Below are 25,178 nucleotides of genomic sequence, written 5' to 3' on the forward strand. Positions count from 1 at the left end.
CGAAGAGAGCCGTGAACTAAAAGACTTCGTCAGCGTCGATTGTCCCGTCTCGTTCAACGCCGCGAACAGTCACTTCTTCGCCCAATCGGACCTCTACGCTCGTATTAACGCTTCGTGTCTCATCGCCCTGCATCAACACCACTGGGTTACCTGCTTGAACGACGGTCCCTGTAAACTCGATCTCTGCACCTGCTGGCAGCTCATCTTCAGCGCCAGTACCATTTGTTGACGCCTGAGTGCCTGTACTGTCTGTCACAGCTCCGTTTTCAAACGCACTGAGGCCACTGTTTGATTCAGTATCACTCTCAGATGATGGTTCGTCCTCGGTTATCGGATCGGATTCTAAGACACTGATTGTCGATCGCCAGCCAGCAGATGCCTCCAAATCGTCTTGCCAGCCATCCTTGATCTCGACGTCAGTGAACACCACGTAATCAGCAAGGTCAAGATCAGCGTCGGCCTTTTCTCCCCACAACGCAACTCTAATCTCACCCGTCTCATCTTTAATTCGGACGTTTTTAACTTGCCCTTCGGAGCCATCTTTTCGATCGAACGTTCGTTTCGGATCAGTCTCGATAACGCCACCAGCAATATCAACGGTTTGTCCGATCTCGAGCGAGCCAATATCTGTAGTTTCTGGGACGTACTCAATTGATTCCTCCAGTTCATCGATCGCACCACGCGAGCCAAGATGAAGTTCAATATCACCATCACGCTCGCGAACGTAGCCATCGACAATTTCAACCGATTGTCCGGCATCAAACTTTTCAACGAGATCGGCTTTCTCATCCCAGAGTGTTAAGCGAACGCGACCGGTTGGATCACCTACAGTCATATTTGCGACTCGGCCTTCAGAGCCGTCATTTCGTGAAAATGTTCGAACCGCATCAAGATCAAGAATAGTTCCTTTGAGATTAATATCTGAAAGCCCGAGCGAGAGGTCCTCTATACGATACACATCGAGCACTTGGATATCAATCTCTGCATCCTCGTCAGGCTCGACTTTGTTTACACTCACTTCAACGCCGTTGTACCCATCTTGCGGTCGCCCAGCAATCCGGAGGACGTCGCCAACATCGAGTGCTCCCGGCTCATCCTTGGTTCCGATCGCGTCGTACGCAACTTGATCCCACAACGAGATTCGGATGCGTCCAGTCTCGTCTGCAACTTCAACATTTGCGACTCGACCATCTTCTTGATCGCCGTCTCGCTCGAAGGTTCGGAGTTCACCGATCGACACCACTTTGCCCATAAATTTCACGTCATCCATCCCGGGCGCGATGTCTGCAATGCTGTTTACCTCCTCATCTTGTAGCTCGTGCGCGATGAGCATTGCCGCGGTCTCCTCGTCGGCAAGTCCGGCCATCTCTTCTACTTTTTTCTCGACAGCCTCCTTGAAATCCTCAAAAGAAACGTCAGTGTCGAGGTCGTCGTAGGCGTCCTCTATGGCTCCCATATTCGTAGATTGTGGCAGGGCCAGCCTGCGCTTAAGCGTTGTCCTTGCCCTGAGAAAATCGGCGTACTGGGCCGCAGTTCGATCATGAGTTGATGCATATGATCGGTCGATCGTACTGATATATAAATCTCCGTTGGCAAACAGGTTCTCGGCGGTATGTCGACATGACACATAGGGCGGCAGTATCGTAACGGTCTTAAGTTGCAGTCGGGTATCTGTAGATGAGTCCTGGTAGGGTAGTGGACTATCCTCTTGGCTTGCGGAGCCAGGGACCGGAGTTCAAATCTCCGTCAGGACGTTTTTGTCGATACCTACACTCGAACAGAACCATTGGAGCGTCACAAAACACACGATAGAGACCGCTGCGACAGTGACCGTTTTCCGACTGTCGATCGAAAGTCGTCTATGGATGCTGCACTGCAGGCTGGAATCGCCGTGTACAACGCTGGTGAGTACCACGCAGCCCACGATGCGTGGGAAGCAACGTGGCTCGAACTCGATCGCGGCAGTGATGACGAGCGCTTCCTCCATGGGCTAATACAGTTCACTGCCGCAGTGTACCATGCACGAAATCAAAACTGGAGTGGCTGTGTTGGACTCTGTGACAGCGCGATCGGCTATCTCCATCAGCTCCCATCTACGTACCGGAGTGTCGATCTTGATCGGGTTCGCTCCGCACTAAAGATGCTCAAAACGGATCCAGAGCAGATCGAACGCCGACCCGTGCCTGCGCTCTACTACCGGGGCATGCGATTGACCGCGGACACACTCTCGTTGGAAGCACTGTCACTCGCAGCCAAAACGATCGCAACCGAGTATGGATATGACAGTACAGTAGTTGCAGATGCAAGCAGCTATGCCACTGATGAAGCGGTACATGGCCGTTCAAAATACGCTGGGCTGCTAACGGAGTTCATTCTAGAAGGCGATCGGCGAGCGATTGTGTTCACCCGACTGAGCCAACATGTCGATCACGAACGGGCAAAAGCCGATGATGTTCGTGGGCTGTTCGAGTGAGTACATAAGATGTCGTCACCGTAACTAGTGGTTCTTTCCAGTTTCCGCACATATACGTGGTATGGCTACTGCGACGTGGACTGAAGCCGATATTCCAGACCTCCAAGGAAAAACAGTTGTTGTAACCGGTGCAAACAGCGGGCTTGGATATGAAGCGACCCGGATGTTTGCCGAACGCGGCGCAGACGTGATTCTCGCATGTCGGAGCGTCGATCGCGGCAAAGATGCCGTCCGGTCAATAAGAGAAGCAGTTCCAGACCCATCACTCTCTGTTGGTGCACTTGATTTAGCAAGTCTCGACTCGATCAGAAACTTTGCAGAGACGCTTATTTCGGAAGAAACACCGATTGACATCCTCTGTAACAATGCAGGCGTGATGGCAATTCCTCGAACCGAGACCGAGGATGGATTTGAGATGCAGTTTGGTGTGAATCATCTCGGCCATTTTGCACTCACGGGATTGCTTCTTGAACGATTAATCGAGACGCCAGGAGAGAGTAGAGTGGTAACACATAGTAGCGGCGCACACAAACAAGGAACAATCGATTTTGATGACTTACAACAGGGGTCGTCATACAGTCGGTGGGGCGCATACGCCCAGAGCAAACTCGCAAATCTGTTGTTTGCGTATGAGCTCGATCGAAAGCTCAAAGCCGTAGATTCCTCCGTCGTGAGTACTACCTGTCATCCAGGCTATGCAGCAACGAATCTACAGCGCCGTGGCGCGGAGATGGATGGCTCAAAACTGAAACTGGCGATGATGAATGTTGCGAACCGTGTGTTTGGACAGTCGCCAGCGATGGGTGCACTTCCGATGATGTATGCAGCGGTCGAACCAACACTCACTGGCGGCGAGTACGTTGGGCCAAGTGGGTTGTTGAATATGCGCGGATATCCGGAAACACAACGATCGAGCGATCGATCGTATTCGGAGGAAACAGCAACACAGCTATGGGATGTGTCGGAATCGTTGACCGGGTTTACGTACCCACTCTCGTCTTAGGCCCCCTACTGCGGTACTTCGTCTTTTGGCGTCCCATCAAAATGATACTCTGCAGAATTATCTTGTGGGTTATATCCAAGCACGTCTTTTGCACGATCGATCGAGTAGTACTTGCGATCGTTATCCGAGATTCCGTAGACAACCTCAAACCCATAATCGGCTTGGATACAGCGGTCAAAGAGGTGTGCACAGTCACGGTGTGAGAGCCACATTGCATGTCCACGCTCGTAGTTCCGTGGTGGATGGTCCTTTGTGAGATTTCCAATCCGAACTGCAACCGTCGAAAGGTCGTACTCATCGTAGTAGTATCGGCCAAGGAACTCGCCAGTTGCTTTTGAGACACCATACAGATTTCCCGGCCGTGGGTGTTCTGACCCATCTAGCCGAAAGTCATCATTTTCTCGGTACATCTCTGGCGTTCGTGTTTCGGTTTCGAAGTGTCCCACCGCGTGGTTTGAGGATGCGAATGCAACTTTTTCAACGTCAGCATTGACTGCAGCCTCATACAGTGCTTGTGTGCCATCGATGTTGTTCCGAAGAACGCTCGTCCATGGCGCAGTTTTTCGCGGGTCTCCTGCAAGGTGGATAATTGCACCAACACCGGAGACTGCCTCACGAAGCGCCGGTCGATCGGTAATGTCTGCAACAATCACATCATCTTTTGATGTTCCCTCCGGGAGTTTATCACGAGAGAGTGGCTCACGATCAAGTAGCCGCCAGTCGTATTTTGGTCCAAGATCCCGGAGGACCGCCTGCCCGACACGCCCGCCGGCTCCGGTCAGAAGGACTGGTCGATCCATATAGTTGTCTAAGAGACGACAGAGCGTAAGTAAGCCGCGGTTTGTGCACGGACCTGTACGAATATGAACAGGTAGAAGTCGATACTCCTTACCAGCCGCCAATAGTAGATGATGTATGGCGACTACTGCAGAACAGGCCTGTTTTGAAGCAGGAATAAAGTTCGGATCGCTCTACCACCAGTTTGCTGGAACACCGATTAGCCCGCACAGTACACGAAGTTTAGAACAAGCAATGGCTGAATCGATCGAAAACCAACCCTTCTGTACAAGTGTGACGGTTGAAATCGATGATGAAAAAGTGGCGGACGCGATCGATCATACAAACGGATACACAGAACTCACCGGGTCGTTAATGGAGGTAACAATGCAGATTGAATATGAAGATGTAGTAGTCACCACTCGAATGGAGATGGAAAACGGCTATCCGCTGATGAAACTTGAGTCTGTCACACAGTAGCGTATAGTGAAACTAATCGCGTAAGATACGGCAAACAGCACACAAAATAGTCCGATAGAGTGAATTTCACTTTCGCTTTTGGGATCGCTTTTAAAAAGGCAGGAGTCGAAATAGTGGGTATGAGCCAATCAACGTTTGATGATGACGATCTCTTCAGCGAAGGTGCAGATGAGATGCGTGCAGATGTCGAGAAACATCTCGATGCGGCAAAAGCCGAACTCCCAAGCGCAGCCGAAGTTTGGGAGACTGATGCAGAGAATGTTCTCGGCGTACTAAATGCATTAAAAGGCGCTCTTGATGTTGGCGACGCAGCCGATGAGCTTCGACAGGCGAAAAAATGGTATGTGATCGGTGAGCGTGCAGATGCATTCGAGGACGCAGACGATCTCAAAACGGAGATTGAATCCGTGGGTGAGCTCATCGAACAGATTTCCGATGCGAAAGAGCAGGTAAGTTCGCTTGCAGGTACAATTCCAGCTCTCAAGGGCGCACTTGACGATGCAGAATCGGATGTTGACTTGGTTGATGAAGGCGATGACACCGCAGAAGCTGCAGAGTCAGACGATTAATATCAGCGCTTCTGTTGTGTTCGAGCAGAAACCGCTTCCAGCAGTGAGACCAACTCATCTGTAGCAGTTTCGAGAAGTTCTACACCAAGTTCGGCGCTTGCATCAGTTGGCTCTCCAACGACACCATTTTCTGTGAACTCGATCGAATCATGCGCGAGGTTCACGCCAGCGACCCACTCACCCCACCGATCGGCACCCCTTTCTGCTGCAGTTTCAAGCTGATCCGATCGAATGGTGTCTGGGTACGTGTGCTGGAGCAGGCTTGTCTCTAACACGCCACCATGACCCATTCGTGTGCTGTGTTCACCGACAGCGTTGAACCATGTGAACCCAACCGCGTAGGCGTCATCATGGCGAGAGATGATGCCAGTCAGTTCGTTGAGCGCGTCGATATTGCCACCATGGCCGTTCACGATCACGACGCGATCGAACCCGTGGTGCGCCAAGCTGGCGACAGTCTCACGGAGATATGCCCGAAACGTATCGGGTGAGACCCACAGTGTTCCAGCAAAGCTGCGATGTTCCTCCGCGATACCGATCGGGATTGTCGGAATAACGACGATTTCGCGACCTGTTTGTGCTTCATATTTTTCTGCACCGGCTTGTGCAACAGATCCCGCGTTGAGCGAATCTGTTCCAAGCGGTGCGTGTGGCCCATGTTGTTCGGTGCTACCAACAGGAACGATCGCAAGCGACGAGTCAAGCGCATCAACTTCTTGCCACGTAGCCGTTTCAAGCTGCATACACAGAACACAACTGCGGGATACTTCAAGTGCAACAATCATCGAAGCCGATAAGTCCAGTGTCCGAACGGTGCAAATCGGTTTATCGAACGCAGCCGTCACGTATGCTAGTGTACAATCATGAGCGATGAAAAAACAGAGCAAACCCATGGGATTGCAGTTGAACATTTACTAGAGAGAGCACAACAGGTAGAGTATCCAATTAGTATGGAGACTGCAATTGACACCTTCGGGAGCGAGACGATTGAACACGGTGATGAGGAGGTGACAGTTGCGTCAGTTTTTACTCGGTATCAACAGGGAACACGACACGATACGACGGCTGGAGAGATTACGATCGAAGACGCAGAGGGCCTTACAGAGTTACTCGTCACAGCGATCGGTGAGGATGGGGGTGGTGGTGAGAACAATTCGGACCATGGCGTTGAGACAGCCAATGCAGAAGATTCCGAGTCCGGCTGAAATCCGAACCGCGGTTAGTCGTCTGTTGACTCAATATCAACGTTGGTTCGAGCTTGTCTGCGGGCAGCACGCTGAATGAACTCCTCTGGAAGCGAATCGATTTCGCCTGCTTGGACACCCCATAAGTGTGCGTAGAGACCGTCTTCGGAGAGTAGCTCAGAGTGCGTTCCACGCTCGACAATCTGCCCGTCTTCAAGCACAACAATCATATCTGCATCTTTGATTGTCGAGAGACGGTGTGCGATCGCAAACGTCGTCCGCTCTTCAGTGAGTTCATCCAAACTGCGCTGAATGAGCATTTCGGTCTCGGTATCGACATCTGATGTCGCCTCGTCGAGAATCAGAATATCGGGGTCTTTGAGGATGGCACGGGCGATCGCAACACGTTGTCGCTGCCCCCCGGAGAGTTTGACACCGCGTTCACCAACCATTGTATCATATCCATCTGGCAGATTCTCGATGAAGTCATGTGCTTCTGCGGCTTTGGCGGCGGCGACAACATCCGCGTCCGAGGCATCAAATGCACCGTATGCGATGTTATCTTTCACCGTTCCATAGAAGAGATACGAATCCTGTCCAACGTAGCCCATTGACTGTCTGAGACTGGAGAGTTGGACATTTCGGATATCTTGATTGTCGATCGTTATGCTGCCCGCATCCGTATCATAGAGCCTGAGCAATAGTTTCAGTACAGTTGATTTTCCGGCCCCAGTTGGCCCAACGAGTGCAACCGTCTCACCACCATCGACGTCAAAACTGATATCCGAAATAATCTGCTCGTTATTGTTGTAGCTGAACGAGACTGAGTCGTATGAGACGCGCCCGTCAGAGACAACGAGTTCTTCAACGTCAGTTTGCTCCTCGATGCGACCGTTCTCATCCATGAGCCCGAAAATACGCTCAGCGGATGCTTCCGCACGCTGGAACATATTGATGATTTGGCCGAACTGTGCCATTGGCCACACAAGTTGTTGTGTGAGAAGGATAAACGTCACAAATGCACCTTCATTGAGTGTGCCCGTGAATGGACCGGGACCAACCCCTGTAAACACCCAGTAGCCACCGACAAGGAACGTCAGCACAAATCCGATCCCGGATATGAGCTGTAGCCCCGGGAAGAATTTGATTCGGATCTTGATCGCACCCCAGTTTGTGCCAAAGTATTTCTGTGAGACCTCATCGACTCGTCCGGATTCAAAGTTCTCCGTGTTTGAGGATTTGATAACCTGAATGCCACCAAGGTTGTTTTCCAGCCGGGAGTTGACTTTTCCGACGCTCGATCGGACTGCGGCATATTTTGGCTGGATTCGTTTGACAAAGATGTACGTAAATACAGCAATGAGCGGGACTGGTGACATTGCAACAAGTGCCAACTGCGGGTTCAGTGAGACGAGAATCACTGCAATTCCGATCACCATCACACCAAGGCGGAACGCGGAGTTCAATCCATCATTGAGAAAGCGTTCCAACTGATTCACATCGTTTGAAAGAATCGACATCATCTCCCCGGTCTGTTTGTCGGCGAAGAACTCCATGTCGAGTCGCTGCATCTTGTCGTACGTGTCAGTCCTGACTTCGTGTTGGATGTTCTGTGCGAACGCGTTGAACCCCCAGTTTCGAATCCAGTGGAAGGCGGCGCCGATCAAGAATGAGGCTGCGATAATCGCCACTGTCAACATGAACTGTTCGGTTTCATTCGTTGGGAGCCATGCATCAGGCACGAGCGGAAGGCTGAACGCTTCGTTTCGGAGAAAGATCCCATCGATCGCAATACCAAGCAACAACGGCGGGAGAAGATCGAGAATCCGAGCAAAAATACTCGCGAGAATACCTGCACTGACGGAGAACCAATGTGGGCGGCCATAGCTGAACAACAGCCGCTTCATTGGCTTATCAATGCGATCGCGTTGGTCCTCGAACGGATCATCATCTTCCCAGTCGATACTACTCATTACACTACTGTTCGGTGTGCGCTTCAAAGAGTATTCCCTTCGAATCGAAATATACCGGTGAAAACAGCCGGAGTGTGCGAGTTAGCGGCGCGGCCGCCGATCGTCAAGATCAAATTCGACGCGATCGCCGATCGTAATCCCCCGATCGGCCATGTATCCTTCATTTACCTCAAGAATGAACTGTCCCTCGCCAGTATAGCTCGTGAGATCGTCTTGGTTTTCTTCAACAGGTGCGGAGTGGATTTCGGTAATGTAGCCATCTTCATCGATGAATACAATATCGATCGGGAAGTCCATATTTCGCATTACGTATGAGTAGGTTCCAGGCTCGTCGTGGATGAACAACATGCCTTCATCGTCGTCAAGCGATTCAGTGTCACTGAGGCCGGTGTAGCGTTTCGCAAAGTCATCTGCAATCCGAACATCGACGACCCCGAGCTCCCCACCGGTGTCGGCGGATTCGATCTCGATCGTCGTCCATTCATACTCACCACCAGCAATGAACCCGAGCTGGTAGCCAACAACACCGCCGACTGCGAGGAGGCCAACCACTGCGATCGCCACAAAGATACGTCGGGAGGTCACATCGCACGAGACGGGTGGGATTTGGATAGTTATTTCGACCCACGGGAATCGATCGCAGAGACGCGGGCAGAAAGAAAGGGTTATCCCCACGCGGCGGGTTCGATCGAATGCGGGCTCGTGGTCTAGTGGTTATGACGTGTCCCTTACAAGGACGAGATCGGCGGTTCGATTCCGCCCGAGCCCATCAGATTTTGTGACGAGCTAAACGGTGAGTCACAAATCTGTTTCAGTGAGGGCGGTCGAAGCAGGGAGCAAACGAAGTGAGCGATCGTGGTTCGATTCCGCCCGAGCCCACTCAACCCGGCAAACGAAGTGAGCCGTGGGTGTATTTCTGTAAGGGCAAATCTACTCAGGAAGTGAGCGAGTGAGGGTCGATTCTGCTCGGCCCACTGCGGTTTTATACTGAACACACAACTGGGCCACCGACGTGATTCGTTGAACATTGTTCAATGGAAGTTACCATAATACACGGAGATACTGCTGTAAGATTGAGTTGTATTCAGGTAGGTCACTGTTTTTCACAGATTTTGATAGAATAACGAAGTGGGAGATTCCTCGACGTTGAACTGCCTTCTCAGAAGGTGAGGAATAAAATAATGTCAGATACAGAGTTGGGATCCCACGAATGGTGGGAACAGTACAAAGAGACAGTCAATACAGACAAAGAGATGAAAGTACGTGGTCACGATCGGTTCAACACGAACTTCTTTGTTGAGATCGATGACGATCGGTTCTTGATCGAAATGCATGGTGGGGAGGTCGAAACGATCGTGCCAAATCCTGGCGTGAATCAGGAGTGGTCGTTTGGTGTTCGAGGAAGCAAACAGGCGTGGGAGGAGTTCGTCCAGGAGCTACCACCTGCACATAACAATGAGATTATTGCGTCAAACTATCGGACAGCAGTCAGAGGTGAGGACGGCCATCTTGAGCTGCAAGGCAATAACAAACGAATTTTCCAGAATCTGCGGCCATTCCAGCGAGCGCTCGATCTGATGCGCGTTGCACACAATACCTAATTAGCAAACCACCAAACAATGACGATCGAACCACCAGCCCACGGCGAGAAAGAATCGATTACTGGACACTATGTTGGCGTTGAAATAGAGGGTGTCAAACATCGCGTCTACTACGAAGAAGCAGGCCCCGAAGATGGAATTCCGCTGCTTTGTCAACACACTGCGGGGAACCATGGCCACGAGTGGCGGCATCTCCTTGCAGACGAGGAGATCACAGAGCATTTCAGAGTGATCGCGTACGACTTACCACATCACGGAAAATCCGTCCCACCGACGACAGAGGAGTGGTGGACCGAAGATTACACGCTCACTGAAACCACATTCGCAGAGAGTATTGTAAGCATTGCAGATGCACTGGAGCTTGAGGACCCCGTATACATGGGTTCAAGCATCGGTGGAAACATCATTCTACAGCTAGGTGATTGGCATCCAGATCGGTTCCGTGCACTCATTGGTTTGGAGTGTGGCACCCACAGCCCGGGATACTATTTAGACTGGTTCCACCATCCGCAGGTGAACATCGCGGAGGTAAGTGCATACGCATGCTGGGGGCTGATGGCCCCACATGGTCCAGAAGCCGCACGACGCGAAACAATGCATCTCTATGAGCAGGGTTCAACTGGTCTGTTCCGTGGCGATCTCTACTACTACTCAGTGGATCATGACTACCGGAACAAACTTGACCAGGTTGATCCGGAGTGTCCGGTGTACGTGATGAACGGTGAGTACGACTTTGCAACCGATCCTGACGATGCGCGAGCGGTTGCAGAAGGAGTTGGAGAGATGGCAAGCGCGATCGAGATGACGAACATCGGCCATTTCCCGATGAGCGAAAATCCCGAACTGTTCAACGCATACATCAAAGTCGTCCTCGACGAAATTAGGGGTGAGGACGTGACTATTCCTGAGCGACTGACGCCCGAAAAAGTTGGCGTGAGCGTTCCAGAGGCGACCACAGAGTAGCGATCGGTTGCCTCCGTATTTGTTCAATTGAGAGGCAAGCTACGATGCGATCTGGTAGCCTGATTTTTCGAGTGCGGTAACAACAGCTGTTGGAACACCACCGAGAAGCACACCTGCAGGCTCAAGCTGACGCCGTGCAGGGTCGGTTTCTGCAAACACAAGCGTGGTACAGTCCTCAATTGAGGACCACCACGTAACTTCAACAAGTGGATATTCCATATGTTGTTTGTATGGTGTTTCTCGTATCTCAATTTGTACGCCACTGCCCTGATGGCTCACTGTCTCTCGTTCCATATTCGATACCCCGATCGGCCCGGGTTATACTCTGTGAGGATGTAACCGATATAACCTTACCGCAACGTAGCTGCAATTTTCAGCGGAGAATCACGTTCGCTTACGTACTCAAAAGATAACTGGTACCCACAGATACGCAAGCGCCGCTACCAACATGATTGCGAGGAGGTTCAGCCAGACACCAATCTGAACCATATCAGGAATCGTTAGATACCCGCTCCCAAAGACGATCGCATTCGGAGGGGTCGCCACAGGGAGCATGAACGCAAACGACGCAGAGAGTGCAGTTAGCGCCATCAGCTGAATCGGATCAATTCCAAGTGTCAGTCCCAAGCTAATCATAATTGGCATAAACACGGTTGCCGTTGCAGTGTTGGAATTTATTTCTGTGAGAAAAACAACAACCGCAGCGAGAAGCACAAACAGCAGCACAACCGGGATATTTGCAAATATCGAGATCGCTTGAGCGATGCTGTCATCGAGCCCGCTTTGCTGAAACGCATTTGCGATCGAAAATCCGGCACCAAGCAATAAGAGAACACCCCACGGAAGAGCAGAAACAGCGTCCCACTCAAGAAGGAAGGTTCGTTCTCGAAGGTTGACCGGAACAATAAATAACAAGACACCACCGATGAGCGCAATTGTTGTATCTGTGATCGCTGGAACCTGCGGTTGCAACACAAACGGTCTAAGTATCCAGCCCGCCGCAACCAGAATAAATACGTACAGAACGCGACGTTCACCCCGTCCAAGTGGGCCCATCTCTGCCAACTGTTCCTGAACAGCGTCCGTGATTTCGGTGTCTTCGATCGGCTCTGGGCGAAAGAGTGCGATCAAAAGCACCCATGTGAGGAGCAAAAACACAGCCGAAGCAGGAAGTGCAAACAGCATCCACGTAAGAAATCCGATTTCAATTCCAAGATTTGACGATGCAACCCCCGCAAAAACCGCGTTTGGTGGGCTACCGATAAGCGTCGCCGCACCACCGATCGAAGCACTGTACGCAATTGCAAGCATCAATGCGATGCCAAAATTTGATCGCGGAAGTGACTTCGCATCGGGCACGTCATCGGTGGGCGCTGCTCCAGTGGTTGCGTGTTGCATTGACGTAAACTGAGCAACAACTGCAACACCGATAGGAACCATCATCATCGCCGTTGCAGTGTTTGAGATCCACATCGACAACGACGCGGTGGCGAGCATGAAGCCAAACAGCAGCCGGTTGGGGCTCACACCAACACGCGCAACGATCGAGAGCGCGATACGCTGATGGAGGTTCCACTCCTCGATTGCAAGTGCGAGCAAGAATCCACCAAGCAAGAGGAAAATAATTGGATCTGCGTATGGTGCTGTTGCTTCGGATACGGAGACCGCACCTGAGAGGCTAAACAGAACAATCGGCAACAGGCTTGTTACTGGTATTGGAACTGCTTCCGTCATCCACCAGATCGCAATCCATGCGGTGCCTGCGAGGACTGCATTCGCAGTAGTCGGAAGGAAAAATGGCTCAAAGATAGAGACCAGCCCAAATACAAGTGGCCCTGAGAGCAAGCCGATCGTCTCTCGTCTCAAGAGTGGTGGCGCATCGTCGCGTTCCGGTTGATCCTCCGGAAACTCCATTGTAGAGCAACAGAGAGACTGCCCCAAAGGTATGGTCTTGCTTCCAAGCAGCGAACAGCAGCGGACGAAACTATGCGTGACAAGTCACCAGTAAACTTCGATATGAGAATCAGAGTGTAGAGATAAGTCCGGGTTATTTTGTGACAAGTAGCAAATAATATGGGTAATAGTATCGTGATTTTGGGTATTATTCCGACAAAGAAGTACGCAAAGCCAAACAGCTAAGTAGTGGTATGACATAGCGTATCATGTATGGCTTCAGCACCGCACTCTGACGACGCGTTGTTCGACGACTTCCTTGAAACAAACGGGCACCAGATGACAACAACCCGATGGGAGTATTCGTATAACAAAAAGCAGTGTCCTGAGTGTGGCGGGATTCACAGCGAAGATGCGCGAACATGTACTGTCTGTGGGTGGAAACCAGTATAGGGGTATCCACGTTCGATCGCTCTGGTAAGTAGTTCATTGTTTTTTTCGTGGTTTGTATTCAGATTGCTTATGATGCTGTAGTGCATGTATGTGTATAATGAGCACTAGCGATGTGACGGTTACCCGGCTGTTTGGTGGTCCTGGCAGCGGGAAAACCACTGCACTCCTCGACCGGGTTGATTCGATTTTAGAAGAAGAAGAGGTCACGATTCGCGATATTCTTGTTGTTTCCTATACTCGTGCTGCGGCGGCGGAGATTCGTGAGCGGCTCGCAGAGCGGATCGACACAACACCACGTGCACTGCAGGGGAGCGTCTGTACGATGCACGCAAAAGCGTATGAGCTGTTGAATCTCTCACGCGGCGACGTGGTGAGCGAATCAAACAAAGAGGAGTTCTGCAAAGATTACGGCCTTGAATATGAGGACGAGTACAAAAGTGGTGGTCGGCGAACATCGCGATCGACCACGATCGGAAACAAAATCATCGCGACAAGTCAGTGGCTCCAGCGGACACGTCGGGAGGTTGCAGATTGGTACGATGTTCCCTTCCAGTGGAATGTTGAAGAGGTTCGGCTTCCACCGGAGATTGATCCACATGCACAAGAAGGGAACAAGTACACGCCAACATGGACATCTGACGACGATCGAGTTGACATTCCAGAAGCGATTCGCGCATGGCGTGCATACAAGGGCGAACATAACCTCGTCGGTTTCGCCGATATGCTTGAGCGTGTTAAACAGCGATCGCTCCTGCCAAACGTTGAGTATCTGATCATCGACGAGTTTCAGGATATTACAACCCTGCAGTACGATGTCTATCAAGAGTGGAAGCCGCACATGAAAAAAGTCCTCATCGCAGGGGACGACGACCAGGTTGTTTACGCGTGGCAAGGTGCGGACCCAGACATCCTATTGGACACGGAACGGGACGAAGATGAAATTCTGCCGAACTCCTACCGCCTTCCGTCAAAGATTCTCAATGTGGTAAACCATGAGATCAGACATATCGAAAAGCGTCAAGAGAAAGATCTGAAGCCACGAAAAGAAGGAGGTGTCGTAGAAGGTATTCAGAACCCCTCGATATTGGAGCTTGTTCGGAATGTTCGTTACACTGTCGATGAGGATAGCGGGAGTGTCATGCTGCTGTTCCGTGCACGATACCAACTGTTCCAATTCATCGAGGAGTTTGTTGATCAAGGAATTCCATTTAAATCACTTACCGATCAACGGCTGTGGACCGATCGGTTGACAGACTATGTTCGGGCGGTTGAAGCCTACAGCGAAGATGAGGAACTCACGCTCCTGCAAGGGCGACGATTGGCAGATATGCTTCAATCTTCAGCGTTTGGAACGAATGAGAGAGAGGAGTTCTATGACTTCCTTGATGAGACAGAAGAAAATGCGGAGACAGAGAATATCGTAGAGATACCGCTCGCACCGGACGATGTGAGGCGGTTTGCACCGTTTATGCCCGGGCCAGCGTCGGCAAGCGATATGGTTCGAAAGGTTACCAACTTCCAGCGAAAATCAATTAAATCGTATTTCAGTGGTGACTATGCAGGCTTGGATCCAAATACGGTTCGTGTAGGGACGATCCACTCCGCAAAAGGTCGCGAAGCAGACCACGTCTTCGTTGGGACCGATCTGACTGAGAAGGTCGTTGAGCAGATGGCGGCGACGATCAGCGGCCACGAAGAGGACGAAGAAAGTGAGTTTACGAAGCGAACCGATCCTGTTCCAGTGCTAACCGACAACGAGCGGCGTGTTTTCTACGTCGGAATGTCTCGTGCCCGTGAGCGGTTAGTCTTGATGGAGAACCTGATCAGCGGCGCACCAACACTCCCGATTAGCGTCCTCTTGCACAACGAGATTCGAGATGAACCTGTCGAGGAGCTGCTCGAAGCGGCACAAGAGCCACCTGCGGATGCACTTGAACCGGAGCCGTGAAAACAACACAACCCACAACACCGGATCCGGGTTCGCCTCCAGCAACATCGCTCGAGTTTTTTAATACAGTGCTTGCTGACACAGATGCAGACGGCTTTGTTCATGTTGGCGATCGGTTCGATGATGAGCTTCGATACCTCACCCGGTTCTCAGGGCCCGATCGGCCGTACGCATTTGTATATACCGGGTCGGAAGCGACCGCAACGCTCTGTGCACCGAGACTGTTCCACGAACAGGCACAGACTGAGTTTATCGATCGCGCAAGCGATACAACCCATCGGCAGGTTCGCACAGAACAAGTTGGGGAGCCAGCAGGGATTCGTGCAGTATCGACGCTCCAAGCAGCGGGCATTTCTGACGGCACGATTCTAGTTCCACAACAGATCCCACACGATGCAGCGCTCTATCTGGAGCAAGCAGGCTACGAACTCCGATCGACAGATGCAGTAACAGTTCAGCGACAGCAGAAAACGCCTGCTGAGATCGGTTGCCTCCGGTGTGTCCAACAGGTGACCGCTGCTGGAATGGCCCAGGCAGAGAAGATCCTCGCAGAGAGCACAGAAAAAAATGGAGTGCTTCGGTGGAGCGGAGCCGCACTTACGACTGAAGTGCTCCGAAGGCAAATCAATGCAATTCTCGCACAAGATGGTGTTCAGCCGGCAGGAAATACGGTGATTGGTGCTGGATCGTCTGCTGCAGATCTTCATTTTACGGGTGTTGAAGAGATTAATGCAGGTGAAACGGTGTTGATCGATATATCGCCACGAGGTCCACACGGCTACTATGGCGATATGACGCGTACGTTTGTTGTGGAGGGTGACGGTGGATGGGAACGAAGGGCATATGTCGCAGTTGAGGCAGCTCTTGATGCCGCACTCCGACAGCTTGCGCCGGGAGTTGATGCAGCAACGGTCCATGAAGAAGCAGCTGCGGAGATCGGTGCATATGGTTTTCCGATGGTCGCCGAGGAAGGAGAAATCGGATTTACTCACGGAACAGGGCATGGCGTTGGGTTGAGCCTCCATGAGCCCCCGATTCTCTCCCGAGAAACACCGCTTGAGTCAGGGATGGTCGTTACCGTGGAACCGGGAGTGTACGATCCCGATCGCGGTGGGGTGAGGCTTGAAGAGCTCGTCCTGATCACAGCTGCGGAGCCAGGGTATGAGATACTTGCACCGTATCCTCGATCAATTACACCGACACACAGCCGGTAGGATGCTACAACTCAATTATCTGCGTGTCCAGCGACAACATTCTCTTTTCCGTCGTCGGAGACCGTTTTGAACTGTCGGCGCTCCGGAGATTTGATCGTATATGCAAGTAAGCTGGAAAATCCGTTCGGACCGGGATGGAGTCCCAGTCCGCTTCCTGCTCCAACAAGGCCAGGTGGCTCCGTTCCAATTCGATCGCGCCACCATGCATCCTCAAAAAAGAGGCTCACAATCTCTTGATGTTTTGCTTCGTGAGTGAACAGGTAGCGTCCGGTCTGGAGGTGAGGCCACAAATATTCGATCGCAGTCTCTGCGGACGATCGAAGCCCAACGTCGACAAACGCAACGACAACAGGGTCCGTAAACGCGGGCATACTCTCCTCAAAGTACCCAACTTCGAATCGACAGGCGTCAATGTTACCGTACTGTTGGATGTTCGCTTGAACCTCAGCAAGTGTACCTTGCCACGCATCTGCATCATATGTGTGGACCGATTCAGAGGCCAAGAGCAGATGTTCTCTGTCTCTATCATCTGGATCAGGCATCCCCTCAAATGAGTCAAAGACAACAAGTTCACGGCCGCAGAGTGCAGCAACAAGCGAGAGATTTGCGGTGCTGCCACCCTTGTATGCCCCACATTCGACAAGAACACCATCCTCCTCAACTGGGACGGTGAACGCTTTTGTCGCAATAATGAGATGCTCAACAAACGATGAGCCGGTTGGGATTCGCCGGTTGTTTCGGAGCATTGTAACTCCGAGTCGTAGCTTGTCTCGAAGCCCAATCCCGTACTCTCGGCCTGTTTTTGGTGCAAAATACTCGCTCAAGACGATCGGCAAACTAAGCACAAGAATTGAGAGGCGGTACACCCGTGCAACGCTATGTGCAAGTCGGTGCGATCGCGAGGTGTCTTGCTCAGTGGTGGAATGTTCAACTGCCATTATCCATGTCGGTGCTGCGAATGGCTTTGTTAGCACTCACATTCGGACGAATAAGCACTCCCCAACCGAGAGAAAGCGGAAAAAACACGTTACGATGTATCCCATTCAATGAATGTTTGGCGCCACTGTGTGGGATCATCAATTGGCCGATTGCCATACCGCCATGCGTTTTCGTCTGCTGGATCGCCGTTTGGCCGTGTCACAAGGGCAGTGCTGTATCGGCTAAAGTATGACAGTGGCAATCGATCGTTGCTCATGAATCCAAATGCATTAAGCAGCTCTTTTGGAAGCGTGTTACCAACCGTTGCAAACAGGTCTGTCTGTTGGTGATCTGTAATGACACGTTTGACTGCTCCCTTGAGTGCCATCTGCCACCTATCGTCGCCCGAAAACGGGAGGACGTCAACTATCTGTGTAAGCACCGCGCCGTTTGTGAGCGTCCGTGTCCGAATAACAACGGCAACGGTACAGCTGTCAGACGCTGCAAAGTAGGTTTCTCTGCTCCAGACAGGACTGGACAGCCTCCATCTAAGGAACTGCTCCGATCGGTGTGCATGGAACGCCGTTGGAATATTTCGTCGGTAGAGTGTTGCGAGGCGTTTGTATGGAACTCCCTCAATTCGGCGAACAGAGACAGCAGAGTTCACAGAGGTTCGCTTACTCCGAAACTGTTGACGGAGCGTTAATGCAGGATTAAGCAGCGTTTTCCCGATCTTTGAAGGGAGCGACCCGTTTCCATATCCGGTTGTCGATCGCAACAGAAAGTGTGTAACCGCTGGTGAGACAGTGTGCCAGCCCAGCGATTCATATCCCGGGCGAGCATACTCGTTTGGGTAATTGAAGTAGAAATCCGGCTCTGTCCCTGCATACTCAGTGAGGGCAAACTCAGTCATCGAACTGAAGATGCCATTTCGCCGGTGATCTGGATGGACTGAGGTGTCTGCGGGTTGGTATCCAATGAAAGTGGACTCTCCTGCTCGGAGCTCAAACACCATGAACGGGCGTGAACCAACAATCTCACCATCCTGTTCTGCAACGACGATCGGGACAAAATCGACAAATGGGTTTGAGATATACTTCCACCGGAACCACTCAGGAGACTGTTCTCGGTCCCATACTACCGTATCCAACTCCAAAAATGCCTGGAGGTCACCAGATCTGTATGGCCGGATGGTGTACTCCTCCCCAGCGATTGTTTGTGCTACCTGCGATGCCATTACAAAACGCTATACAGCGTTGACCCATTGTTAGTACGGATATAGATCAATCGACAGTACAGTTGAGTGCAACAGTCGCCGGTTTTAGATATATATACTATGTGATTTAGTTGGTTACTAGTAACTAAATGTCACCTACTCTTTCCGATTTGTGGATTTTTCTTGTTTGGTTGTTGGCTTTTTTTCACCACGAAGTCGCTGTGGGAGCAGCCCATAGAGAAGCCGTTTTGCAACCGTTCGAGGATCAAGAATATACTGTGGGATAACAACCATTGCAACAGCAACAATAACCATGCCAACACCGAGTATGGTATCGCCAGCAAGCAGTCTCGTCACACCATAGTTTGCAACAGGGATTGCAAATACGAGTGTCGCCGCGAGACTAATCATATCGATCACCCCGAGTTTCATTGTACTTCCATATCCTCTCAAGCGGGAAAAACTGACCGTCCATAGGGCGGTGTTCCAAAAATGAGAGCCGTAACACGCATTTATCGTGGGCCGAAAGAGTTCATATGTTTACTGGAATTGTTGAGACCGCGGGTGAAATTCTATCAGTCGACGATGAGGCTGGCGGACGGAGACTAACAATCAGTGCAGCTGGGTTGGACGATCTACATCATGGACAATCAATCGCGGTGAGCGGTGTGTGCTTGACTGTCGAGACGTTTGGTGATGAAGCGGCTGAAACGCCGTGGTTTACCGTCTTTTTGGCAGCAGAGACTGTTGAAAAAACATATCTCGGAACCGTTGAAGCAGGCGATGTCGTAAATATTGAGCGAGCAATGCCAGCAGATGGCCGGTTCGATGGGCACGTTGTTCAGGGACATGTGGATACAACAACGACAGTTGAGGCGATCGACCAGGTTGGTGACGACTGGCGGTTTACATTTGTGTTACCGGCCGGTCATGAGCAGTATATTGTTCATAAGGGTTCCATTTGTGTAGATGGGATCTCGCTCACGGTTGCATCGATCGATCATGACGCAGGAACCTTTGATGTCGCAATTATTCCGACAACGTACGACATCACCACGCTTGGGGCGAAATCAACTGGTGACCCAGTGCATATTGAAGTTGATGTGATTGCAAAATATGTCGAAAATATGCTTGACGGATACAACTAGTCGAAAAGTAGGCCGTTCACCACGATAAACAACAAGACAGGGGCCCCGAATGAATACCGAGGTGAAGTGACATTCAGCGTGGTGATTGGCGCTTTTTCGAAGCGATTAACGATCGTTTCAAAATACGAAGACACCTCGACTCACAGTTTGAGACGGTTAGTATACTGTGTCAAGGTATATACAAATATGTGTGGTTGATAATAAACAGGATATTACGTCGACAGCGTCCAATAAGCATCTCTGTGGAAGAATTAGAAATATTATAGAGGTATGTTTTCATCATCAGTACCGGCAATTATTGTGGATAGTATATAAACAGCTTCAGATATGAGCCACAACGTGGTACTGTACAACCACCGTATCAGGTAGTGACGTATCACCCATGAACGAAACAACTTCTTGGAGTGCGAAGACAGAATCACTTGACGGCATCAATCATCCGCAGCTACGCTCACGATCATTTACTGATCAACCATACCTGACGGTTCACCAATGGGATGGTGTGCAGTCAGTGTGTGAGACGATCGTCAACGCTGTAAGCGCCTATCTAGATGTAGATCCATTAGAGCTACAGCCGATCGGAGAAGTGATTGATCCAGACGCGGTCAATGAGCTGTTCGGGCCAATCAATCATCTGCCGGGCGCTGACAGATCTACCGGGTACCTCACATTCCACTACAGTGGGTGCGAAATTACACTGTTTGCAAGCGGACAGATCGAAGTTTCATAACGATCGCGGGCGGCCGAGATTGATTTTTGCGGTATGTAATAGCATCACTCGAACGGGCGCGTTAAGTTCCTCGCGTCCATGATGCTCATATGGAGCAGATTACGGGGAGAGAGACGAGAACGCGGATTCCGGAGGCGATCGGATTCCAATGAGAAAACAACATATCGAAGTCCGAGGCGCTGAAGAGCACAACCTGAAAGATCTCGATGTCAAGATTCCGCGTGACGAATTTACGGTTGTAACCGGGCTCTCTGGCTCTGGAAAATCGTCGCTTGCATTCAATACGGTCTATGCGGAAGGCCAGCGTCGCTACATTGAGTCGTTGTCGGCCTATGCTCGGAACTTCCTCGGGCAGATGGACAAGCCACAGGTCGAAGCGGTGGAGGGTCTTTCACCAGCAATCTCGATCGATCAGAAGAACGCTGCAAACAACCCGCGATCGACAGTGGGAACCGTTACTGAACTGCATGACTATCTTCGACTGCTGTACGCACGGATTGGAGTACAGCACGATCCGATCACCGGAGAGCCGGTCGGTAAACAGAGTGCACAGGACATGGTTCAGCAGCTCCTTTCGCTGCCGGATGGGACGCGAGCCATGATTGCGGCCCCGATCGTTCGTGATCAGAAAGGCGCGTTTGAAGACCTCTTTGATGAGCTTGTTGCAGACGGCTACGCTCGTGTGGAAGTTGATGGCGAGCAGTTCGATCTCACGATCAACAAACCGGAGTTGGACAAAAATTACGATCACACGATCGATGTAATCGTGGACCGAGTGAAATTCACTTCTGACGCTCGATCGAGGATTACAGACAGTGTCGAAACTGCACTTGAGGCGGCAGATGGACTCTTAAAAGTGATTATTCCGGACCCGCCTGAAGAGATAGAGATGGGCTCAAACAGTCGATCAACAGGCTCGCTTGGTGGTGACGGTGACGATCGGCTTGTGCTTGAGTTCTCCGAAGCGCTTGGCAACCCAAACAGCGAGTTCCAGTTCTCGGAGATCGAAACACGGTCGTTCTCGTTTAATAGCCCATACGGTGCTTGTCCGGAGTGTGAAGGAATCGGACAGAGCAAAGAGGTTGATGAAGACCTCATTATTGTCGATCCAGGGAAACCGCTCAAAAACGTTTTTGAGGCCTGGAGCTACAACCGATCGTACTATCGGACGCGGATTGATTCGGTTGCCAAGCATTTCGATCTCAGCGTGACCACACCGTGGGAAGAGATTGACGAAGACATCCAACGGCAGTTCCTCTATGGGACCGATCGTGAGGTTGTCTTCGAGCGAACAACGCGAAACGGAACCCGACGAAAAACCAAACGGTTCGAGGGAGTGGTTCCAAATCTTGAGCGCCGCCATATTGAGACAGACTCAAAAGGGACACGCGAACACATCGAGGAGTACATGGCAGTCACGACATGTCCATCATGTGATGGAACGCGACTTCGTGAACAGTCGCGGCATGTGTTTGTTGACGGGACAGCAATCACCGACGTCAACCGTTTGAGCATTGGTGACGCGCGAAAACACTTCGAGGGAATGGAGGCAACGCTTTCGGATCGCGATCGAACAATCGCGGAGGAGATTCTCAAAGAGATTCGTGCGCGCTTGAGTTTCATGGAAGAGGTTGGGCTTGAGTATCTCACACTCGATCGTGAGGCATCTACGCTCTCTGGCGGAGAGAGCCAACGAATCCGGCTGGCAACACAGGTTGGTTCTGGGCTTGTCGGCGTGCTGTATGTGCTTGATGAGCCATCGATCGGGCTGCATCAACGGGATAACGATCGGCTCTTAGATACGCTTGAAGGGCTTCGCGATCTTGGAAATACGCTCGTTGTTGTCGAACACGATGAGGAGACGATGCGGCGAGCAGACACCATTATCGACATGGGGCCAGGACCAGGAAAGCGCGGTGGAGAGGTCGTTGCCCAGGGGACGTTCGATGAGATTGTAGACGCCGACAACTCAATCACTGCGGATTATCTCTCGGGACGCAAAGAGATCGACGTTCCAAGCGAGAGACGTGACCCATCAGGATCGCTCACCGTTCGTGGCGCACGTCAACATAACCTTCGAGATGTGGATGTGTCGTTCCCGCTTGGTGTGTTTACGGCCGTAACTGGGGTCTCTGGCTCCGGCAAATCGACGTTGATGCACGATATCCTGTACAAAAGCTTAGCGAGAGAGATGAACAATAACACCTCGGTTGATCCAGGCGACCATGATGCGATCGAGGGGATGGATGCAATCGAGACCGTCAGGCTCATCGATCAGAGTCCGATCGGGAGAACGCCGCGATCGAATCCAGCAACCTATACCGGTGTGTTTGACTATGTTCGAGAGCTGTTTGCAGAGACAAAACTCTCGAAACAGCGTGGCTACAAGAAAGGCAGATTTTCGTTTAATGTCAAGGGTGGCCGCTGTGAGGAGTGTGGCGGACAGGGAACCGTCAAGATCGAGATGAACTTCCTCTCGGATGTGTACGTTCCGTGTGAGCAGTGTGATGGAGCACGATACAACAATGAAACGCTCGATGTCACGTACAAGGACAAGACGATCGCAGATGTCCTCAACATGGAGGTTTCAGAAGCAAGAGAGTTCTTTGAAGCGAATAGCCAAATCCGTCGCCGGCTTACGCTACTCGAAGATGTTGGACTTGGCTATATGACGCTTGGACAGCCATCGACAACGCTCTCCGGTGGTGAGGCCCAGCGTGTGAAGCTTGCAGAGGAGCTTGGAAAACGCGATAGCGGGAGCACACTCTACCTGCTTGATGAGCCGACAACCGGCCTCCACAAAGAGGACGAGCGAAAGCTCATCGACGTGCTCCACCGACTGGTCGATAACGGTAACAGCGTTGTTGTGATCGAACACGAGATGGATTTGATCAAGAATGCCGATCGAGTGATCGATCTTGGTCCAGAGGGCGGTGAAAACGGTGGCGCACTTGTCGCACACGGAACGCCGGAGGAGGTTGCTCGAAACGACGACTCCTACACTGGGCTGTATCTTCGAGACGAGTTGCCAGCAGTTGATATTGATGGCCCACGCAGCGATCGACGGAAGCCTGCAAAGGTCCCAAGCGACGACTAACACTCACTGGCTCCGACTGTTTTTGTATCTCCGCGGAGAGCGTACGGTATGACCGTTTGCTACCTTGCAATGAGAACTGACCTCTACGTGGTCACTGAAAGTGAGACACGGCGATCGCTAGGCGGCAAACAGCTAGCGTGTGTGACAGCACATTCCAACGATCCGGAAACGGTCTTCGTTGGGACCGTTGAGAATGGGCTACAGCGATCGACAGATGGTGGACAGACGTTCGATCGAATCGGAACCACGTCAATCGAGCAGGATGCTGTAACGGCAGTTGCGATCGATACAACGGATCACAACCGGATCTGGGCCGGGACGGAACCAAGCCGGGTGTATCGCTCGATAGATGGCGGTGATAGCTGGAACGAGTGTCGTACACCCACAACACTCGCTTCAGCAGAGCGCTGGTCATTTCCGCCACGGCCACACACGCATCACGTCAGGTGGATTGAACCGCATCCAACCAACGAAGACCACCTCTACGTTGGGATTGAGGCAGGTGCACTCATCCAGACCCATGATGGAGGCGAGACGTGGCACGATCGAGTTCCGGATTCCCGGATTGACAATCACACACTGACAACACATCCACGGGCGCCAGATCGAGTCTGGAGCGCAGCGGGTGACGGCTACGCTGAAAGCACTGATGCTGGTGAGGCGTGGACACATCCACAGGAGGGACTCGAGCACCGCTACTGTTGGAGCGTTGCCGTCGATCCTGGAGAGCCACGCACCGTGCTTCTCTCCGCTGCAGACGGTGCCAGAACGGCACACGCAGCCGATCGGGCCGACTCCTACATCTACCGAAAACAGCATGCCGAACCGTGGGAGCGGCTCGATGGAACAGGAATACCGATGGGCGACGGCGTTGTTCGGGCAGTACTGACCTCCGGAACGACCGTGGGAGAGCTATTTGCCGCAACAAATTATGGACTCTACCGGACCGCAGACGGAGGCGATCGTTGGGACCCGGTGTGTGAGACATGGCCAGACGCGTTTGAAACACAGACACCACAAGGATTGGCTGTTGTCTAGCGACTGAGGAACGTATTTCCGGACGGAGGCTGTCAGTATAGATATGGCTTGGTCTCTCCGTCGGCGGCTTGCAGTTGGTGGCGTGATTTTATTCACGCTGTTTGCGTTTGCGTTAGGGTTTGCGATCACAAGCGGGATGCTGTTGGGTATTCATGGATTTTTGCTTGGGATGGTTCCGTTTACGTTTCTTGCAATCGTATTGTTGTTGGCAATTCCGCTCGTTCCGATCGTGTTGCTCTGGTACACAGTCTCTCGACTGCTAGGTATCCCGATGAATCCGTTCCCCGATGAGGACGAACAGGAGTCTGAACCAGAGACACCGCTTGAGCGACTCAAAAATCGGTACGCTGCCGGGGAGATCACCGAATCGGAGTTTGAGCGACAGGTTGATCGACTCTTGGATGTTGAAGACCGAGAGACTGACACGCGTGTTGAGTGGTACAGTGCAGAGCGGCGTGAACGCGAGCGATCGTATTAAACAGCGAAACTGACAACCTATT

Annotated in this window: 25 protein-coding genes and 2 tRNA genes; 17 read left to right on the plus strand and 10 right to left on the minus strand. The window is 51.6% G+C overall.

All coding sequences use genetic code 11. The features are described 5' to 3' along the window. Positions 1-16: 16 nt before the first annotated feature. Entirely contained in the window at positions 17-1,456 is a 1,440-nt protein-coding gene (locus tag AArcSt2_RS01590; RefSeq protein ID WP_250582479.1) for a single-stranded DNA binding protein, read from the minus strand. A gap of 225 nt (positions 1,457-1,681) precedes the next feature. On the opposite strand from AArcSt2_RS01590, the gene AArcSt2_RS01595 reads away from it, so the two are divergent. The 3 genes from AArcSt2_RS01595 (at position 1,682) to AArcSt2_RS01605 (ending at position 3,476) form a co-directional block, all read left to right on the plus strand. After that, a tRNA-Arg gene (locus tag AArcSt2_RS01595) sits at positions 1,682-1,754 on the plus strand. 107 nt (positions 1,755-1,861) lie between these two features. Next, a complete protein-coding gene (locus tag AArcSt2_RS01600) occupies positions 1,862-2,473 on the plus strand; it encodes a DUF309 domain-containing protein (protein WP_250582481.1) in 612 nt (203 codons plus the stop codon). A 61-nt stretch (positions 2,474-2,534) separates the two neighbouring features. Then, positions 2,535-3,476, plus strand: a complete 942-nt coding sequence (locus AArcSt2_RS01605; RefSeq protein WP_250582483.1) for an oxidoreductase — start codon at positions 2,535-2,537, stop codon at positions 3,474-3,476. A 5-nt stretch (positions 3,477-3,481) separates the two neighbouring features. Here the strand turns inward: AArcSt2_RS01605 and azf are convergent, their stop codons facing one another. After that, positions 3,482-4,276 carry an NAD-dependent glucose-6-phosphate dehydrogenase Azf gene (azf, locus tag AArcSt2_RS01610; protein ID WP_250582485.1) on the minus strand — a complete coding sequence of 265 codons (795 nt, stop codon included), beginning with the start codon at positions 4,274-4,276 and terminating at the stop codon, positions 3,482-3,484. Positions 4,277-4,391: 115 nt separating this feature from the next. Here azf and AArcSt2_RS01615 point away from each other — a divergent pair, with 115 nt between their 5' ends. Then, positions 4,392-4,733, plus strand: a complete 342-nt coding sequence (locus AArcSt2_RS01615; RefSeq protein ID WP_250582487.1) for a dihydroneopterin aldolase family protein — start codon at positions 4,392-4,394, stop codon at positions 4,731-4,733. Positions 4,734-4,852: 119 nt separating this feature from the next. Then, positions 4,853-5,302, plus strand: coding sequence for a DUF5790 family protein (locus AArcSt2_RS01620; RefSeq protein ID WP_174652831.1), 450 nt, complete (start codon positions 4,853-4,855; stop codon positions 5,300-5,302). Between the two features lie 2 nt (positions 5,303-5,304). On the opposite strand, the gene AArcSt2_RS01625 is transcribed toward AArcSt2_RS01620, so the two are convergent. Beyond that, the gene (locus tag AArcSt2_RS01625; protein WP_250582489.1) at positions 5,305-6,045 is read right to left on the minus strand and encodes a creatininase family protein; all 741 of its coding nucleotides are present in this window, start codon (positions 6,043-6,045) and stop codon (positions 5,305-5,307) included. A gap of 120 nt (positions 6,046-6,165) precedes the next feature. Between AArcSt2_RS01625 and AArcSt2_RS01630 the strand changes: the two genes are divergently transcribed. Continuing rightward, positions 6,166-6,507 carry a hypothetical protein gene (locus AArcSt2_RS01630; protein WP_250582491.1) on the plus strand — a complete coding sequence of 114 codons (342 nt, stop codon included), beginning with the start codon at positions 6,166-6,168 and terminating at the stop codon, positions 6,505-6,507. Between the two features lie 14 nt (positions 6,508-6,521). Here the strand turns inward: AArcSt2_RS01630 and AArcSt2_RS01635 are convergent, their stop codons facing one another. Then, positions 6,522-8,459, minus strand: coding sequence for an ABC transporter ATP-binding protein (locus tag AArcSt2_RS01635; protein ID WP_250582493.1), 1,938 nt, complete (start codon positions 8,457-8,459; stop codon positions 6,522-6,524). Between the two features lie 81 nt (positions 8,460-8,540). Continuing rightward, complete coding sequence (locus AArcSt2_RS01640) at positions 8,541-9,044, minus strand: DUF192 domain-containing protein (protein ID WP_250582495.1); 504 nt, start codon at positions 9,042-9,044, stop codon at positions 8,541-8,543. 111 nt (positions 9,045-9,155) lie between these two features. Here AArcSt2_RS01640 and AArcSt2_RS01645 point away from each other — a divergent pair. From AArcSt2_RS01645 to AArcSt2_RS01655, 3 genes are all read left to right on the plus strand, one after another. Next, a tRNA-Val gene (locus AArcSt2_RS01645) sits at positions 9,156-9,228 on the plus strand. Positions 9,229-9,640: 412 nt separating this feature from the next. After that, positions 9,641-10,060, plus strand: a complete 420-nt coding sequence (locus AArcSt2_RS01650) for a hypothetical protein (RefSeq protein ID WP_174652825.1) — start codon at positions 9,641-9,643, stop codon at positions 10,058-10,060. Between the two features lie 18 nt (positions 10,061-10,078). Beyond that, on the plus strand, positions 10,079-11,023 hold the full coding sequence (locus AArcSt2_RS01655) for an alpha/beta fold hydrolase (RefSeq protein ID WP_174652824.1): 945 nt from the start codon (positions 10,079-10,081) through the stop codon (positions 11,021-11,023). A 39-nt stretch (positions 11,024-11,062) separates the two neighbouring features. Here AArcSt2_RS01655 and AArcSt2_RS01660 read toward each other — a convergent pair whose 3' ends face one another. Next, positions 11,063-11,317, minus strand: a complete 255-nt coding sequence (locus tag AArcSt2_RS01660; protein WP_250582497.1) for a hypothetical protein — start codon at positions 11,315-11,317, stop codon at positions 11,063-11,065. 108 nt (positions 11,318-11,425) lie between these two features. Then, on the minus strand, positions 11,426-12,937 hold the full coding sequence (locus AArcSt2_RS01665) for an SLC13 family permease (protein WP_250582499.1): 1,512 nt from the start codon (positions 12,935-12,937) through the stop codon (positions 11,426-11,428). Positions 12,938-13,189: 252 nt separating this feature from the next. Between AArcSt2_RS01665 and AArcSt2_RS01670 the strand changes: the two genes are divergently transcribed. The 3 genes from AArcSt2_RS01670 (at position 13,190) to AArcSt2_RS01680 (ending at position 16,531) form a co-directional block, all read left to right on the plus strand. Beyond that, a complete protein-coding gene (locus tag AArcSt2_RS01670; protein WP_174652821.1) occupies positions 13,190-13,369 on the plus strand; it encodes an HVO_0416 family zinc finger protein in 180 nt (59 codons plus the stop codon). A gap of 97 nt (positions 13,370-13,466) precedes the next feature. Next, positions 13,467-15,317 carry a UvrD-helicase domain-containing protein gene (locus AArcSt2_RS01675; protein WP_250582501.1) on the plus strand — a complete coding sequence of 617 codons (1,851 nt, stop codon included), beginning with the start codon at positions 13,467-13,469 and terminating at the stop codon, positions 15,315-15,317. After that, positions 15,314-16,531, plus strand: a complete 1,218-nt coding sequence (locus tag AArcSt2_RS01680; RefSeq protein WP_425493635.1) for a M24 family metallopeptidase — start codon at positions 15,314-15,316, stop codon at positions 16,529-16,531. Before AArcSt2_RS01675 ends, AArcSt2_RS01680 begins: the two co-directional genes overlap by 4 nt. 11 nt (positions 16,532-16,542) lie before the next feature. Here the strand turns inward: AArcSt2_RS01680 and AArcSt2_RS01685 are convergent, their stop codons facing one another. From AArcSt2_RS01685 to AArcSt2_RS01695, 3 genes are all read right to left on the minus strand, one after another. Further along, positions 16,543-17,469 carry a TylF/MycF/NovP-related O-methyltransferase gene (locus AArcSt2_RS01685; protein ID WP_250582503.1) on the minus strand — a complete coding sequence of 309 codons (927 nt, stop codon included), beginning with the start codon at positions 17,467-17,469 and terminating at the stop codon, positions 16,543-16,545. 89 nt (positions 17,470-17,558) lie between these two features. Then, positions 17,559-18,686, minus strand: coding sequence for a GNAT family N-acetyltransferase (locus AArcSt2_RS01690; protein ID WP_250582505.1), 1,128 nt, complete (start codon positions 18,684-18,686; stop codon positions 17,559-17,561). 135 nt (positions 18,687-18,821) lie between these two features. Further along, a complete protein-coding gene (locus tag AArcSt2_RS01695; protein ID WP_174652816.1) occupies positions 18,822-19,097 on the minus strand; it encodes a DUF7533 family protein in 276 nt (91 codons plus the stop codon). A gap of 104 nt (positions 19,098-19,201) precedes the next feature. On the opposite strand from AArcSt2_RS01695, the gene AArcSt2_RS01700 reads away from it, so the two are divergent. The 5 genes from AArcSt2_RS01700 (at position 19,202) to AArcSt2_RS01720 (ending at position 25,156) form a co-directional block, all read left to right on the plus strand. Next, the gene (locus AArcSt2_RS01700) at positions 19,202-19,813 is read left to right on the plus strand and encodes a riboflavin synthase (protein ID WP_250582508.1); all 612 of its coding nucleotides are present in this window, start codon (positions 19,202-19,204) and stop codon (positions 19,811-19,813) included. Between the two features lie 382 nt (positions 19,814-20,195). Beyond that, positions 20,196-20,543 carry a HalOD1 output domain-containing protein gene (locus AArcSt2_RS01705; protein ID WP_174652814.1) on the plus strand — a complete coding sequence of 116 codons (348 nt, stop codon included), beginning with the start codon at positions 20,196-20,198 and terminating at the stop codon, positions 20,541-20,543. Positions 20,544-20,691: 148 nt separating this feature from the next. After that, positions 20,692-23,640, plus strand: coding sequence for an excinuclease ABC subunit UvrA (gene uvrA, locus AArcSt2_RS01710; RefSeq protein WP_250582510.1), 2,949 nt, complete (start codon positions 20,692-20,694; stop codon positions 23,638-23,640). Positions 23,641-23,688: 48 nt separating this feature from the next. Next, entirely contained in the window at positions 23,689-24,678 is a 990-nt protein-coding gene (locus AArcSt2_RS01715) for a beta propeller repeat protein (protein ID WP_250582512.1), read from the plus strand. A 43-nt stretch (positions 24,679-24,721) separates the two neighbouring features. Beyond that, positions 24,722-25,156 carry an SHOCT domain-containing protein gene (locus tag AArcSt2_RS01720; protein WP_250582514.1) on the plus strand — a complete coding sequence of 145 codons (435 nt, stop codon included), beginning with the start codon at positions 24,722-24,724 and terminating at the stop codon, positions 25,154-25,156. The last annotated feature ends 22 nt before the right edge of the window (positions 25,157-25,178 follow it).

Source organism: Natronocalculus amylovorans (genome assembly GCF_023638035.1).
GTDB lineage: Archaea > Halobacteriota > Halobacteria > Halobacteriales > Haloferacaceae > Natronocalculus > Natronocalculus amylovorans.

What these genes read in the sequence shown, in the direction of transcription:
- AArcSt2_RS01620 (WP_174652831.1), top strand. Translation starts at nt 4,853, where the DNA reads ATGAGCCAATCAACGTTTGATGATGACGATCTCTTCAGCGAAGGTGCA.
- AArcSt2_RS01655 (WP_174652824.1), top strand. Translation starts at nt 10,079, where the DNA reads ATGACGATCGAACCACCAGCCCACGGCGAGAAAGAATCGATTACTGGA.
- AArcSt2_RS01650 (WP_174652825.1), top strand. Translation starts at nt 9,641, where the DNA reads ATGTCAGATACAGAGTTGGGATCCCACGAATGGTGGGAACAGTACAAA.
- uvrA (WP_250582510.1), top strand. Translation starts at nt 20,692, where the DNA reads ATGAGAAAACAACATATCGAAGTCCGAGGCGCTGAAGAGCACAACCTG.
- AArcSt2_RS01635 (WP_250582493.1), bottom strand. Translation starts at nt 8,459, where the DNA reads ATGAGTAGTATCGACTGGGAAGATGATGATCCGTTCGAGGACCAACGC.
- AArcSt2_RS01670 (WP_174652821.1), top strand. Translation starts at nt 13,190, where the DNA reads ATGGCTTCAGCACCGCACTCTGACGACGCGTTGTTCGACGACTTCCTT.
- AArcSt2_RS01720 (WP_250582514.1), top strand. Translation starts at nt 24,722, where the DNA reads ATGGCTTGGTCTCTCCGTCGGCGGCTTGCAGTTGGTGGCGTGATTTTA.
- AArcSt2_RS01625 (WP_250582489.1), bottom strand. Translation starts at nt 6,045, where the DNA reads ATGCAGCTTGAAACGGCTACGTGGCAAGAAGTTGATGCGCTTGACTCG.
- AArcSt2_RS01615 (WP_250582487.1), top strand. Translation starts at nt 4,392, where the DNA reads ATGGCGACTACTGCAGAACAGGCCTGTTTTGAAGCAGGAATAAAGTTC.
- AArcSt2_RS01665 (WP_250582499.1), bottom strand. Translation starts at nt 12,937, where the DNA reads ATGGAGTTTCCGGAGGATCAACCGGAACGCGACGATGCGCCACCACTC.
- AArcSt2_RS01675 (WP_250582501.1), top strand. Translation starts at nt 13,467, where the DNA reads ATGAGCACTAGCGATGTGACGGTTACCCGGCTGTTTGGTGGTCCTGGC.
- AArcSt2_RS01715 (WP_250582512.1), top strand. Translation starts at nt 23,689, where the DNA reads ATGACCGTTTGCTACCTTGCAATGAGAACTGACCTCTACGTGGTCACT.
- azf (WP_250582485.1), bottom strand. Translation starts at nt 4,276, where the DNA reads ATGGATCGACCAGTCCTTCTGACCGGAGCCGGCGGGCGTGTCGGGCAG.
- AArcSt2_RS01605 (WP_250582483.1), top strand. Translation starts at nt 2,535, where the DNA reads ATGGCTACTGCGACGTGGACTGAAGCCGATATTCCAGACCTCCAAGGA.
- AArcSt2_RS01700 (WP_250582508.1), top strand. Translation starts at nt 19,202, where the DNA reads ATGTTTACTGGAATTGTTGAGACCGCGGGTGAAATTCTATCAGTCGAC.
- AArcSt2_RS01705 (WP_174652814.1), top strand. Translation starts at nt 20,196, where the DNA reads ATGAACGAAACAACTTCTTGGAGTGCGAAGACAGAATCACTTGACGGC.
- AArcSt2_RS01690 (WP_250582505.1), bottom strand. Translation starts at nt 18,686, where the DNA reads ATGGCATCGCAGGTAGCACAAACAATCGCTGGGGAGGAGTACACCATC.
- AArcSt2_RS01590 (WP_250582479.1), bottom strand. Translation starts at nt 1,456, where the DNA reads ATGGGAGCCATAGAGGACGCCTACGACGACCTCGACACTGACGTTTCT.
- AArcSt2_RS01685 (WP_250582503.1), bottom strand. Translation starts at nt 17,469, where the DNA reads ATGGCAGTTGAACATTCCACCACTGAGCAAGACACCTCGCGATCGCAC.
- AArcSt2_RS01695 (WP_174652816.1), bottom strand. Translation starts at nt 19,097, where the DNA reads ATGAAACTCGGGGTGATCGATATGATTAGTCTCGCGGCGACACTCGTA.
- AArcSt2_RS01660 (WP_250582497.1), bottom strand. Translation starts at nt 11,317, where the DNA reads ATGGAACGAGAGACAGTGAGCCATCAGGGCAGTGGCGTACAAATTGAG.
- AArcSt2_RS01630 (WP_250582491.1), top strand. Translation starts at nt 6,166, where the DNA reads ATGAGCGATGAAAAAACAGAGCAAACCCATGGGATTGCAGTTGAACAT.
- AArcSt2_RS01600 (WP_250582481.1), top strand. Translation starts at nt 1,862, where the DNA reads ATGGATGCTGCACTGCAGGCTGGAATCGCCGTGTACAACGCTGGTGAG.